This window comes from Mycetocola sp. CAN_C7 (assembly GCF_015752285.1).
Lineage (GTDB): Bacteria > Actinomycetota > Actinomycetes > Actinomycetales > Microbacteriaceae > Mycetocola_A.
This window is the reverse complement of record NZ_JADOUY010000005.1, coordinates 48,873-61,908: the sequence shown is the minus strand read 5'-3', so window position 1 is coordinate 61,908 and position 13,036 is coordinate 48,873. Positions and strand designations below refer to the sequence as shown.

At 67.6% G+C, this 13,036-nt stretch carries 13 protein-coding genes; 8 read left to right on the top strand and 5 right to left on the bottom strand.

The annotated features are described in order from the left end of the window. Positions 1–76 precede the first annotated feature (76 nt). Together IWX78_RS12170 and IWX78_RS12165 are read right to left on the bottom strand one after the other, a co-directional pair. The gene (locus IWX78_RS12170; RefSeq protein ID WP_196833809.1) at positions 77–1,300 is read right to left on the bottom strand and encodes an ROK family protein; all 1,224 of its coding nucleotides are present in this window, start codon (positions 1,298–1,300) and stop codon (positions 77–79) included. A 421-nt stretch (positions 1,301–1,721) separates the two neighbouring features. Beyond that, positions 1,722–2,393 carry a GAP family protein gene (locus tag IWX78_RS12165; RefSeq protein WP_196833808.1) on the bottom strand — a complete coding sequence of 224 codons (672 nt, stop codon included), beginning with the start codon at positions 2,391–2,393 and terminating at the stop codon, positions 1,722–1,724. Between the two features lie 108 nt (positions 2,394–2,501). On the opposite strand from IWX78_RS12165, the gene IWX78_RS12160 reads away from it, so the two are divergent. Together IWX78_RS12160 and IWX78_RS12155 are read left to right on the top strand one after the other, a co-directional pair. Further along, the gene (locus tag IWX78_RS12160) at positions 2,502–2,717 is read left to right on the top strand and encodes a hypothetical protein (RefSeq protein ID WP_196833807.1); all 216 of its coding nucleotides are present in this window, start codon (positions 2,502–2,504) and stop codon (positions 2,715–2,717) included. Between the two features lie 25 nt (positions 2,718–2,742). Then, positions 2,743–4,638, top strand: coding sequence for an ABC transporter ATP-binding protein (locus tag IWX78_RS12155; protein WP_196833806.1), 1,896 nt, complete (start codon positions 2,743–2,745; stop codon positions 4,636–4,638). Between the two features lie 102 nt (positions 4,639–4,740). On the opposite strand, the gene IWX78_RS12150 is transcribed toward IWX78_RS12155, so the two are convergent. Then, positions 4,741–6,597, bottom strand: a complete 1,857-nt coding sequence (locus IWX78_RS12150) for a phosphoenolpyruvate carboxykinase (GTP) (RefSeq protein WP_196833805.1) — start codon at positions 6,595–6,597, stop codon at positions 4,741–4,743. A gap of 115 nt (positions 6,598–6,712) precedes the next feature. Here IWX78_RS12150 and IWX78_RS12145 point away from each other — a divergent pair, with 115 nt between their 5' ends. After that, positions 6,713–8,155, top strand: coding sequence for a helix-turn-helix domain-containing protein (locus tag IWX78_RS12145; protein WP_196833804.1), 1,443 nt, complete (start codon positions 6,713–6,715; stop codon positions 8,153–8,155). A gap of 38 nt (positions 8,156–8,193) precedes the next feature. After that, complete coding sequence (locus IWX78_RS12140; RefSeq protein ID WP_196833803.1) at positions 8,194–8,388, top strand: hypothetical protein; 195 nt, start codon at positions 8,194–8,196, stop codon at positions 8,386–8,388. Positions 8,389–8,399: 11 nt separating this feature from the next. On the opposite strand, the gene IWX78_RS12135 is transcribed toward IWX78_RS12140, so the two are convergent. Further along, a complete protein-coding gene (locus tag IWX78_RS12135; protein ID WP_196833802.1) occupies positions 8,400–9,206 on the bottom strand; it encodes a TrmH family RNA methyltransferase in 807 nt (268 codons plus the stop codon). A gap of 19 nt (positions 9,207–9,225) precedes the next feature. Further along, a complete protein-coding gene (locus tag IWX78_RS12130) occupies positions 9,226–9,690 on the bottom strand; it encodes an Lrp/AsnC family transcriptional regulator (RefSeq protein WP_196833801.1) in 465 nt (154 codons plus the stop codon). 170 nt (positions 9,691–9,860) lie between these two features. On the opposite strand from IWX78_RS12130, the gene IWX78_RS12125 reads away from it, so the two are divergent. From IWX78_RS12125 to IWX78_RS12110, 4 genes are read left to right on the top strand one after another with little or no spacing between them, the layout of a single operon-like run. Beyond that, on the top strand, positions 9,861–10,886 hold the full coding sequence (locus tag IWX78_RS12125) for a thiamine pyrophosphate-dependent enzyme (RefSeq protein WP_196833800.1): 1,026 nt from the start codon (positions 9,861–9,863) through the stop codon (positions 10,884–10,886). Then, a complete protein-coding gene (locus IWX78_RS12120) occupies positions 10,879–11,898 on the top strand; it encodes an alpha-ketoacid dehydrogenase subunit beta (protein ID WP_442929250.1) in 1,020 nt (339 codons plus the stop codon). Before IWX78_RS12125 ends, IWX78_RS12120 begins: the two co-directional genes overlap by 8 nt. After that, positions 11,891–12,220 carry a biotin/lipoyl-containing protein gene (locus tag IWX78_RS12115; RefSeq protein WP_196833799.1) on the top strand — a complete coding sequence of 110 codons (330 nt, stop codon included), beginning with the start codon at positions 11,891–11,893 and terminating at the stop codon, positions 12,218–12,220. Before IWX78_RS12120 ends, IWX78_RS12115 begins: the two co-directional genes overlap by 8 nt. Continuing rightward, the gene (locus tag IWX78_RS12110) at positions 12,217–12,999 is read left to right on the top strand and encodes an alpha/beta fold hydrolase (RefSeq protein WP_196833798.1); all 783 of its coding nucleotides are present in this window, start codon (positions 12,217–12,219) and stop codon (positions 12,997–12,999) included. Before IWX78_RS12115 ends, IWX78_RS12110 begins: the two co-directional genes overlap by 4 nt. Positions 13,000–13,036: the final 37 nt, after the last annotated feature.

Here is a 13,036-nt window from a genome sequence, read left to right as displayed (position 1 = left end):
CGTGCACGTATAAATAAATCGCATGGATTTATTAATGTCAAGCATTTTCCGGATCCCCCCGGATGGGGTGGGATGGTCAGCCGGAGATCAGGAGCGCCGACGGCCGTGGCGACAGGACATTGTCGAGCACAAGACATGCCGCGCCGACTGCAGCGACGTCGTCGCCTGCGGTCGATTCGGCGATAGCCACCGGATGCGTGGTGACGAGGGCGGGCGAGGAGTTGATGAGATCGGGCAGCCGGGCCATGACCAGTCGCGAGACGGGCGCCCAGTACGGCCCACCGAACACGACCCGGTCGAGGTCGAGCAGGTTCGCGATGGTCACGACGGCTACAGCGACACACTCGGCGAGGTTCTGGAAGATGCGGGCAGCGCCCTCGTCCCCCGCGGCTGCGCGCTCGGCAAGCTCGACCAGGGCGCCGTCAACATCAGGGGCCTCCCTCTCGGTCGGGGCGAGCACCCCGCGTTCGAGAGCGAGTTCGACCAGACGCTTCGGCATGATCGCGTCGCCGAGACAGCCGCGCCGGCCGCATGAACAGACCGCGCCGCCAGGGTCCACGATGATGTGGCCGGCGTCGCCCGAGTTCTTGGTCGCGCCCCGGACCACCTCGTGGCCGAGCGCGAGGCCGACACCGACTCCGGTGCCGTAGTAGAAGAACATGAAGTCGTCGCGTTCGTGGGCCTTGCTCGTCCAGAGTTCCGCCACGGCGGCCGCCGTCACATCTTTCTCGAGCAGAACGAGCAGTCCCGTCGCCTCGGCGAGCGCGTTGCGCAGCGCGACCACGTGCCAGCCCTCGAGCAGCGGAGGGTCGAGTACCACTCCGCGGTCGAGGTCGACCGGGCCGGGGGCGGCGATCCCGACGCCGAGGATGCGCTCCCGCTCGACCGCTGAGCTGACGATGAGATTTTCGACGGATTCGCTCATCTCGTCGATCACCCGCTCCGGTCGCACGTCGGAGGGTGTCCTGGTCGACGAGCGGGCAACGACGCGCCCATCGAGGTCGAGCATGACGTATGTGATGACCGCCGGATCGATGTGAACACCGATGGCGAAGCATCCGGTCGGATCCAGTTGGAGGATGGTGCGCGGCTTGCCGACGCCCTTGATCTGCTGGCCGCCCTCGACGATGATGCCGGAGTCGAGCAGCCGGCGGGAGACGTTCGAGACCGTCTGGGCGCTGAGGCCGGTCTGTTGCGCGATTTCGACCCGACTGAGCCCGTCGCGGGTACGTCGAATGGTGTCGAGGACCACCGTCTGATTGAACCCGCCGAGGGCGTGGACGTTCGTGCCCCGTCTCATCCGGCCTCCTCATCGACCCGGGGCCGCATGCGCGACCGCTCCGTGACCAGTATGCCGCCGGGAGCAGCGGCATCCGTTCGTCTGCGTCATCTGCTGCGCTGACCGCGGGTCAGCGCAAGCCCCACCTCAGCGTGAGGACGAACCCGTTGATCGAGAACTCGGCGCGCAGACCGACCGCACGAACATGCACCACCATGCAGTAAATCTGAGCGAACGCCACTCCAAATTCAGGAGAAACTCGCGACACGCCGACCTGCGAGCGCTCTCATGCCGCGTGTCGGCAGAATCTCCTGAATTTGGAGTCAGGCGCACAGCGGCGCAGGCGCACAGCGGCGCAGGCGCACAGCGGCGCAGGCGCACAGCGGCGCAGGCGCACAGCGGCGCAGGCGCACAGCGGCGCAGGCGCAGAGCAGCGCGGGCGCTAGTACGCGCTGATGCCTCCGCCGATGAGGGCCGTGCCGAGCACGAGGTACAGAACGGTGTGGATGGTGGCACTGTTCCGGCCGAGCCAGTCACGCAGTTCGGTGAGCGGGCGCCCGATGCCTTCGATCGCCGCCATGCCGCCGACGACGACCACGAGCATCGACGACGCCGCGATGAGCACGAAGATGAGCAGGACAAGGATGCCCTCGCGCAGTCCGAAATCGGCGCCACCGATCGTGATTCCGGCGGCGACGCCCAGCGCCAGGTTCTTCGGAGATGCGGCAGCGAGCCCGGACCCGAGAGCGAGGCCCTGGGGAACCGTCATCGAGTCGAGGGCAGCCACCCAGCGCGGAAGAACGGGCGCCTTGCCTGGCTGCGGCCGCGCTCGCCATTCACCGACGACGAGGTACAGCAGAAGGACGCCGAGCAGCAGCAGGATCGTCCCGGCCACCGGGCGGGAGTTGCCCGGCTCGCTCTCCGGAAGCAGTCCGGTCAGGAGGGTGATGACGAGCACGGGAACGATGACGCCGAGCAGCCAGCCGCCGAGGAAACCGAGCCCGGCCGCGTTGCCCTTCGGCGACAGCACGAGCGTGATGACCGCAAGCACCGGGATCGGACTGAGAGCGATACCGAGCGCACTGGTGAGGATGTCACCGATGATCGAACCCATGGAGCGCTCCTTTGAAACGGATAGGCCACCAGCATAATCGGGTACGCCGACGCCGAGAGTCGTCAACCTGGGTTGACGACCCTGCTGACGTCAACTAAGGTTGACGTCATGAGCGCAGGAACGATAGGAACTCTCGCAGCCGAGGCCGGATCCGACGATCCGTACACGGCCCTGCGGGCGATCGCTAAACTTCATTCAGAGCTCGATCGCGTCGAAGCGGTCGCTGTGCGACGGGCACGCAACCAGAATGCCTCCTGGCAATTGATCGCCCTCGCCCTGGGCGTGAGCCGCCAGGCCGTCCACAAGCGTTACGGCCGCTCGTAACACCTCTCCTCACCGCAAGGACCGCATGTCTGCCACTTCGTCTGCCCGCCCGACGCGTCGTTCACCGTTCGCGAGGCCCCGCCCCGACGACGGACCACGTGCGCGGTTCAGCCAGCTCGTGCCATACCTCTTCGAGCACAAGCGCGTGCTCTGGTTCGTGATCGCGCTCAGCATCGTCGGATCGGCGGCATCCCTCGCCCAGCCCCTCCTTGTGAGCCAAGTCATCGGTGTCGTCGAGCAGGGCCAATCGCTCGGCGGCCTGGTCTGGGGGCTGATCGGCCTCGTCGTCGTGTCTGGGATCATCTCCGGCTACCAGCACTACCTGCTGCAGCGCACCGGTGAAGGCGTCGTGCTCTCCAGCAGACGCCGCCTCGTCTCCCGCCTGCTCCACCTTCCGATCTCAGAATTCGACACCCGTCGCACCGGTGACCTCGTCTCCCGCGTCGGCAGCGACACCACCCTCCTCCGTGCAGTCCTCACCCAGGGCCTCGTCGAGGCGGTCGGCGGCACCATCACGTTTACCGGTGCCATCATCGCGATGCTGATCATCGACCCCGTTCTCCTGGGTCTCACCGCCCTCGTCATCGCCGTCTCCGTCGTCGTCGTCACGCTGCTCTCGAGCCGCATCCGTATCGCCAGCCAACGCGCGCAGGCCAAGGTGGGCGACCTTGCGGCGAGTGTCGAGCGCGCCATCAGCGCCGTGCGCACTGTGCGCGCCTCCAACGCCGTCGACCGTGAGATCGCGACCATCGACGCGGATGCCACCGGCGCGTGGCGGATGGGAATCGACGTCGCCCGCATCTCGGCCCTCGTCGTCCCTGTCGCCGGGATCGCCCTGCAGGTCTCGTTCCTCGTCGTGCTCGGCGTCGGCGGCTTCCGCGTCGCGAGCGGAGCGATCACCGTCGCGAACCTCGTGGCCTTCATCCTCTTCCTCTTCATGATGGTCATGCCGCTCGGCCAGGCCTTCGGCGCCATCTCCGCCACGAACCAGGCGCTCGGAGCTCTCGGCCGCATCCAGGAGATCATCGACCTCCCCCTCGAGGACTCAGCGGATGCCGAAATCGCGGCGTCTGTCAGCACGCCGGGCACCGCGTCAGCGGACGCTCCCGCCGTCGAGTTCGATGACGTCGTGTTCACGTATCCGACCGGTGCGGTTCCACCGGCACCTGCGGAGCCGAACGAGCTCGACCCAGCCACAAGCGCAGCTTCTGATGTTCAGAAGAACACCGCACCGACTCGCGGTCCGGTCCTGCGTGGCGTCAGCTTCACCGCCGAGCGCGGCAAACGCACTGCCCTCGTCGGTCCGTCCGGAGCAGGCAAGTCGACCATCCTCGGCCTGATCGAGCGGTTCTACGACCCGGAAGCCGGCGCGATCCGGTTCGGTGGAGTGGACATCCGCACACTGCCTCGCACTGACCTGCGCGCCCAGATCGGCTATGTCGAACAGGATGCCCCTGTGCTCGCCGGTTCGCTCCGTGACAACCTGCTGCTCTCGTCTCCTGATGCAAGCGACGAGGACTGCATCCGGGTGCTGCACGCCGTCAACCTCACCGAGGTTCTCGATCGGAACCCGCAGGGTCTCGACGCCGCCGTCGGTGAAGATGGGATCATGCTCTCCGGTGGCGAGCGCCAGCGCCTCGCCATCGCCCGTGCGCTTCTCGCCGCGCCGCCGATCCTCCTGCTCGACGAGTCGACGTCGTCGCTCGACGGCGTCAACGAGCAGAAAATGCGGCTGGCGATCGACGCGGTCGCCGAGGACAGGACGCTCATCGTCATCGCTCACCGCCTGTCGACCGTCGTCGACAGCGACACCATCGTCGTGCTCGACCACGGCCGGGTGATCGGGACGGGCACGCATTCCGAGCTCGTCGCATCCGTCCCGCTCTACCGAGATCTGGCGAAGCACCAGCTGCTGGTCTGACGGCCACCGCGAGGTGCCGGGAAGTGTTCCGAGACGTCCCGCCAAGGTGTCTCAGAGCACTTCCGGGCACCTCGCGGTGCGCTCGAATCTTCGTTGCGTCCGTCAGGACGTCCGGAGCCGGTACCTCAGTGAGGCGAGCTCGGCTCGGAGAGCAGCCGGCACCTTCGTTCCGAAGCTGTCGAAGAACTCCTCGGTCAGGTCGGCCTCCGCCTGCCAGGATTCCGCGTCGATCGCGAAGAGCTTGCCGAGCGTCTCCTCAGCCAGACCCAGACCGTCGACGTTGAGGTCGCCGGGCACCGGGACCCGGCCGATCGGCGTCTCCGTCGCCGGAACGTCGCCGTCGAGGCGGCGGATGATCCACTCGATCACGCGGGAGTTGTCACCGAAGCCTGGCCAGAGGAAGCTGCCGTCATCGTCTTTGCGGAACCAGTTCACCTGGAACATCCGCGGCGACCGGTCGAAACGCAGCTCCTGACCGATACGCAGCCAGTGCGCCCAGTAGTCCGCCATGTTGTATCCGCAGAACGGGAGCATAGCGAACGGGTCACGGCGCAGCTCTCCGACGGTACCTTCGGCCGCAGCCGTCTTCTCGCTCGAGATCGTCGCTCCCATGAACACGCCGTGGGTCCAGTCGGTGGCTTCGACGACGAGGGGGACATTCGTCGCACGGCGCCCGCCGAAGAGGATGGCGTCGAGCGGCACCGCATCCTCCCAGTCGGATGCGATCGCAGGGCATTGTGCAGCACCAACGGTGAACCGGGAGTTCGGGTGGGCGGCCGGGCGGCCGGAGTCGGGCGTCCAGTCATTGCCCTCCCAGTCGGTGAGGTGTGCCGGTGGCGTGTCTGTGAGCCCTTCCCACCAGACGTCACCGTCGTCGCGCAGGGCGACGTTGGTGAAGATCGTGTTGCCCCAGAGGGTTTCCACAGCGGTGACATTCGTGGATTCGCCGGTGCCTGGCGCTACGCCGAAGAACCCGGCCTCAGGGTTGATGGCCCACATCCGGCCGTCCTCCCCCGGCCGGAGCCACACGATGTCGTCACCGAGGGTCTCGACCCGCCAGCCGGGGATCGTCGGGCGCAGCATGGCGAGGTTCGTCTTGCCGCACGCCGAGGGGAACGCCGCAGCCACGTGGTACGACCTGCCTTCTGGCGAGATGACGCGGATGAGCAGCATGTGCTCGGCAAGCCAGCCTTCGTCACGCCCCATCACACTGGCGATGCGCAGTGCGATGCACTTCTTCGCCAGCAGCGCATTTCCGCCGTAACCAGAGCCGTATGACCAGACCTCGCGGGACTCGGGGAACTGGACGATGTACTTCGTCTCGTTGCAGGGCCAGGCCACGTCATCCTCGCCGGGGGCGAGCGGTGCACCGACCGAGTGGACGGCACGCACCCACGGGGTTCCATCGGCGATGAGGTCGAGCACCGCGTCAGAGGTCCTTGTCATGATCCCCATCGACAACACCGCGTAGGCGGAGTCGGTGACCTGAACGCCGAGCTGCGAGAGTGGTCCGCCGATCGGCCCCATCGAGAACGGCACGACATACATGGTGCGCCCGCGCATGCTGCCCGAGAAGACGCCGGCGAGTTCGTCGCGCATGGACGCCGGGTCCTGCCAGTTGTTGGTCGGCCCGGCATCGTCCTCGCGCTCGGAGCAGATGAAGGTGCGGCCTTCGACACGGGCGACGTCGCTCGGTGCGCTCCTGGCGAGGTAACTGTTGGGGCGCCACTCCGGGTTGAGCTTGATGAGCTTGCCCTCGGCGACCATCTGCTTCGTCAGGAGATCGCTTTCACGCTGTGAGCCGTTGCACCAGAGCACCTGGTCGGGCTGGGCGAGCGCGGCGATCGCGTCTACCCAGTCACGAAGCGCCTGCAGTCCAGCCGCCGCAGCTCCCGTCGATGCGGGCTCGGTATGCCCGGCTGTAGTGTGCGTGTCCTGGCTGATCTCGGCAATACTCATGAACCCTGGTCCTCTGGTGTCGGATGCGGCGATAGATCCACGATGACGCAGATTTAGCGAGAGATACCAGGATGCTTGGGGTTAAGAATCACCCTTCTTGCGATATCGTTCAGGAATGAGCCGAACGACCGCCGACCTGTCGACCCTCGGGTATCGCATCCGCCATTTCCGCACCCAGAGCGGACTGACGCTCGATGACCTCGGCGCGCTCTCCGGCCTCGCGGGCAGCCAGCTCTCCCTCATCGAGAACGGCAAGCGGGAACCCAAGCTCTCGGTCCTGCAGTCGATCGCAGCGGCTCTCGACGTCGACCTCACCGATCTTCTCGTTTCCGAACCACCGAACGCGCGTGCCGCGCTCGAGATCGAACTGCGCACGGCCCAGCACAGCCCGCTGTACACCGAGCTCGGTCTCCCGTCCGTTCGACCGAACAAGGGGATGACGAACGACGCACTGACCGCCCTGGTCGGACTGCACCGGGAGCTGCAACGCAAAGCGACCGAGGCGATCGCCACCCCGGAAGAGGCTCGGAGAGCCAACACCGAACTCCGCGAGTGGATGCGCGAACGCGACAATTATCTCCCCGAGATCGAAGAGCTCGCCGAGGAGAAGATCAGGGCGGCCGGGCACGTCCGCGGCGCCGTCACCCACCGCACGGTGAGCATCATGGCCGAGCAACTCGGCCTCGACCTGATCTACGTCAACGACCTGCCGCACTCGGCCCGCAGCGTCACCGACCTCGCCAACGGGCGGATCTACCTGCCGCCGGCATCGATTCCCGGCGGGCACGGGCTCCGGTCGATGGCGTTGCAGGCCATGGCGCACCGACTGCTCGAGCACACCCGACCGACGAGCTACGCCGCCTTCCTTCGGCAGCGACTCGAGATCAACTACTTCGCTGCCTGCTGCCTCATGCCGCAGCAGGCAGCAGTCGCGTTTCTCGGTCAGGCCAAACGGGAACGCAACCTCGCCGTCGAGGACTTCCGCGATGCTTTCGGGGTCACCCATGAAGCCGCAGCGCTGCGGTTCACCAACCTGGCCACCCACCACCTCGACATGCCGCTGCATTTCCTCCGCGTCTCGGAAGACGGCTCACTGGCGAAAGGCTACGAGAACGACGGCATCCCGTTGCCGATGGATGTCACCGGTGCAATCGAGGGCCAGCTGGTCTGTCGCAAGTGGAGCGCGAGAAGCGCGTTCGAGCGCACCAACCGCACGACCGAGTTGTACCAGTACACCGACACACCCGCAGGCACCTACTGGTGCGCCACACAGACCGGTGCGACGAGCGCCGGCGAGTTCTCGATCTCGGTCGGTGTTCCGTTCAACCAGGCGAAGTGGTTTCGAGGCCGCGAAACGACGACGCGCGCTGTCTCGACCTGCCCCGATCCGTCGTGCTGCCGCCGCCCGTCGACCACGCTGGCCGAGCGCTGGCGCGATCAGGCCTGGCCGAGCGCGCGCTTGCACGCACACATTCTCTCTCCGCTGCCCAGCGGAACCTTTCCCGGCGTCGATGACTCCGAGGTCTACACGTTCCTCGAACGGCACAGCGGCGGCTGAGCTGCTGTACTGCTGACCCGCGGTGGTACTGTCACGTCATGGCTGAATCGCAGGGCACCGCCCAGGAACCCACTCACGAAGAGAAACGACACGACCAGTTGACGACGGCTCCTGAGGCGACCGAGGAGGACGCGGCGCCGCGCATCGAGGTCAGCGAGGGTGAGAACGGTGCAACGCGTATCGACATCGCCGACGATGCCGCCGTTCGACCGAGCGATCCGACCACGGACTGACGCGCTGAGCCCTACCCGCCGAGCGCCCACATCGCGACGGCACTGGCGGCCGCAACGTTGAGAGAGTCGATCCCGTGCTTCATCGGGATCGTCACGACGCTGTCGGATGCCGCGAGCGCGGCATCCGTGAGCCCGTCGCCCTCGGCACCCAGAACGAGGGCGAGCCGATCGTGATCGCCGCTGACCACGTCGCGCAGGCTGACGGCATCCGGCGTGAGAGCGAGGGCGGCCACGTGGAAACCGTGCCGGGTGAGGAGCTCCCGCGTGCTGTCCCATTCGCCCACCCGGGTCCACGGCACCTGCAGAACGGTGCCCATCGATACTCGGATCGCCCGGCGGTAGAACGGGTCGGAGCATCGCGGGGTGACGAGGATGGCATCGGCGCCGATCGCCCCGGCTGACCGGAAGATCGCGCCGACGTTCGTCGGGTCGGCGACGTTCTCGAGAATCACGATCCGGCGCGCGCCCGCGAGGAGTTCGTCCGGGTCAGGAAGCGCCGGGCGGTGCATCGACGCGATGAGCCCGCGGTGGAGCACGTATCCGGTGAGGTCGGCGAGCAGCTCCCCCGGACCGACGAAGATCGGAACGTCGGCGTCGTTGTCCGCGAGCAGGGCGACGGTGTCGTCGACGGTCCCGCCGAGGGCGAGCACCGACCTGGGGCGATGGCCGGCCCGAAGCGCGCGCTCGAAGACGAGGAGTGACTCGGCGAGGTACAGGCCATGCTCGGTGCCGCGGGCCTTCCTGAGCGCGACATCGGTGAGATGCGCGTAGTCGGTCAGCCGCGGATCGCTGAGGTCGGATATCTCGAGAACGGGCACCCCGCGAGTTTAGCGAGCGCTACCGGGCGGCCTCAGCGAACGCGGGAAGGGTGCGGTGATCGAGAAAGGTGGTCAGGGCGATCGACGACGATGCCCGCACGACGGATTCGACACCGAGCACGGTGTCGAGCACGCGCTGCAGGTCGTCGTTCGATCGCGCGACCACCCGGAGCAGCAGATCGGCGGCACCGGACACGCTGTGGATCTCGAGAACCTCCGGGATGCTCTCGAGCTCACGGGCGGCAGGGCCGCCAAGGCTCTGGGTGAGTTCGAGCGACACGAATGCGGTGACGGGAAATCCGAACCGTGTCGGATCGAGCTGAGGTCCGAGAGATGACACCGCCCCTGAGGCGACCAGTTTGTCGAGCCGAGCCTGGACCGTCGCGCGGGCGACACCGAGCCGACGGCTCGCTTCGAGCACCCCGATTCTCGGCTCGTCGGTCAGCAGGGTGACGAGTCGTACGTCGAGTGCGTCCGGCGTCATTCTTCGTCCTTTCGGTCGTGAGCCAGTGTACGTGGTCGATTCCTCGTACTGATTCCACTACTGCACAATCTGACGAGCGGCGGCCGCTTCACGTCGCACAAACCGTACAGGATGACTGCGCAGATCCGACTGGATTGCCTCGCGAGCGCCACTGGGTCTACGGTCGGCCCATGACCACTCCGATGCCGGATCCTTCCGGTGCGCCCGTCGATGACGACCTGTTGCGCCGCGCCTATGCCCTGATGGTTGTGACCAGAGCGCTCGATACCTCAGCGGTGACCTGGCAGCGGCAGGGCCTGCTGCCCGCGTACCCTCCCCTGCGTGGCCAGGAGGCCGCTCAGGTCGGTAGCGTGCTCGGTGCCGACCTCACCTCCGATCTCCTTTTTCCGACCTACCGGGAGCTCGGGGTGGCCGTTGCGGCAGACGTCGACCTGGTCGGCTACTTCGGAAACCACCTCGGGCACTGGAATGGTGGCCTGTATGACCCGGTCGCGTCGCGCCTCGCCCCGATCCAGGCCGTGGTCGGCGGGAGCGTTCTGCACGCCGTCGGGTGGGCGCTGGGGCGGGCCCTCGACGGCGAGAACGGCGTCGCCGTTGCCTACCTCGGTGACGGCGCGAGTTCGCAGGGCGACGTGCATGAGGCGATGAACTTCGCCGCTGTGCTCGAGGCCCCCGTCGTCTTCTTCGTACAGAACAACCGCTGGGCATTGTCTGTGCCCCTGCACCGCCAGGTCGCTGGCGAATCGGTGGCCGCCCGCGCAGGCGGGTACGGCATCCCGGGTCTCGTCGTCGACGGTGATGACGTTGCCGCCGTGTACCGCGCCATGCGGACCGCGGTCGAACACGCGAGGGCGACGCGTCAGCCGGTGGTACTCGAAGCGATGACCTATCGTCGTGGCCCGCACGCAACGAGCGATGACCCCGGACGCTACCGAAGCCTCGCCGACGAAGCGACGGCGGGCGCCGATCCGATCGACCGGCTCCGTGACCGGCTGACGGCATCCGGTGCAGCGGACGAATCCTGGTTCGCCGACGTCGACACCGACGCGACCGGCCGGATCGACGCGCTCCACGCGGTGCTCGTGGCCTCCTCCCCGCGCCCGGGTGCCGACCTGTTCGAGCACGTCTTCGTGCATCCCACCCCGCAACTCACCGCGCAGCACGCCCGGTGGCGAGAGGAGAGCGACCGTGTCTGACACCATCCTGGAGGCACAGAGGGCGCCGACCGGCATCCGTTCGTTGTCGATGCAGCAGGCACTCAACGCTGCCCTCAGCGACGCGATGGCACTCGATCCTCGCGTGCTGGTCTTCGGCGAAGACGTCGGCGCGCTCGGAGGAGTCTTCCGGGTGACGGATGCCCTGCAGTCCCGGTTCGGGGAATCTCGCGTGTTCGACACCCCGCTGGCCGAGTCGGGGATCATCGGCACGGCCGTCGGGCTGGCGATGGCGGGCTGGCGACCGGTGCCAGAGATCCAGTTCGACGGGTTCGCGTTTCCGGCGTTCGACCAGATCGTCTGCCAGCTGGCGCGGATGAACTACCGCAGCCGCGGTGCCCTGCCGATGCCGGTCACCGTGCGGGTGCCGAGTTTCGGAGGCATCCGTGCCCCCGAACACCATGGGGAGAGCCTCGAGGCGTATTTCGCCCATGTTCCCGGCCTCAAGGTCGTGTCGCCGTCGAACCCGCACCAGGCGTACCACCTGCTGCGGTACGCCATCGCGGAGCCGGATCCGGTGATCTTCCTCGAGCCGAAAGCCCGGTACTGGAACCCGGGCGAGGTCACGCAGGAGCCCGGGGCTCTCGAGGGAGCTGTCATCGCCCGGCCCGGTCGGCACGCCACGCTCGTCGCCTGGGGGGCGATGGTCGCCCGCTGTTGCCAGGTCGCCGAGCTGGCCGCCGAGGACGGCGTCGAACTCGAGGTGCTCGACCTGCGCTGGCTCAAACCCATCGACGAGCCTGCCCTGGCCGAGAGCATCGGACGCACCGGACGTGCCGTGATCGTGCACGAGGCTCCGCTGTCTGGCGGACTCGGCGGCGAACTGGCGGCCCTGATCTCGCAGCTCTGCTTCGGACGGCTGAAAGCCCCCGTCGAGCGGGTGACCGGTTTCGACGTGCCGTATCCGGCCGGCGACCTCGAGGACGAGCACATCCCCGACGTCGACCGCATCCTGTTCGGAGTGCGGAGAGTGCTGGAGTACGGCCGTGGCTGAGCGATCCTTCCCCCTCCCCGACCTCGGTGAAGGGCTGATCGACGCCACCGTTCTCGAGTGGCTGGTCGCCGAGGGCGACTTCGTCGAGCGCAATGCGCCGCTCGTCGAGGTGGAGACGACGAAGTCCGCCGTCGAACTGCCGTCGCCGCTGAGCGGGACGGTACTGCGGTTGCACGCCACAGACGGCGACGTGGTCGGAGTCGGGCAGCCGCTCATCACCTTCACCGTGCCGGACGCCGAGGCGGGCATCATCGGCACCGTTCCCGCTGAGAAGCCCGCCACCCGGCGGGTGCGGCTCGCGCCGCCCGAGGAACCGCGATGAGCGACGACGCAGAGGGGCCGGTGGTGGCCGGCCACACGACGGGCACTGACGGCGTCGAAATCGGCTGGCGCCGATACGGATCATCGGACGACCCGATGGTGTTCGCGGTGCACGGATTCGCGTCGACAGCCGCCCTCACCTGGGAGTCGTCTGGCTGGCTGCGGGCGCTCACAGCTGCCGGACGGCAGGTGGTCACCACCGACCTCCGCGGGCACGGCTCGAGTGATGCCCCGACGGATGCCGCGGCCTACGGCATCGACACGATGGTTGACGATCTCGTTGCGGTGCTCGACGCGGTCGCCCCCGGGCCTGTGGACTACCTCGGCTACTCGCTCGGTGCGCGGCTGGGCTGGGAGCTGGCGGTGCGGCATCCGTCTCGCATTCGCTCGCTCAGCCTCGGCGGGCTGCCAGCGTCCGAGCCGCTGGTCGGGTTCGACCTGGCCGCGGCATCCGCCTCGCGAAGCTCGGGTTCGATCGTGGCTGACCCGGCCACCCGTGCGTTCGTGTCGATGATCGACGCCGTGCCTGCGAACGACCCGTCAGCGCTTTTCGCCCTCGCCGTCGGGGTCAGGACCAGCCCGCGGTCCGGGGCTGCGCCGACCGTGCCAATGCTGCTGGTCACCGGCGAAAACGACGAGGTGGCCCGTGACGGCATCCGCCTCGTCGACCGGGTGCCAGGCGCCCGTTTCGTCGGCATCCCGGGGCGGACCCACGCGAACACGCTATCGGCGCGTGCGTTCAAGATCGCTGTGATCGACTTCCTGGACGCGCTCGGCTGATCGTCGTGGCATCGACCGGGGTTCGAGAACCCCCGCG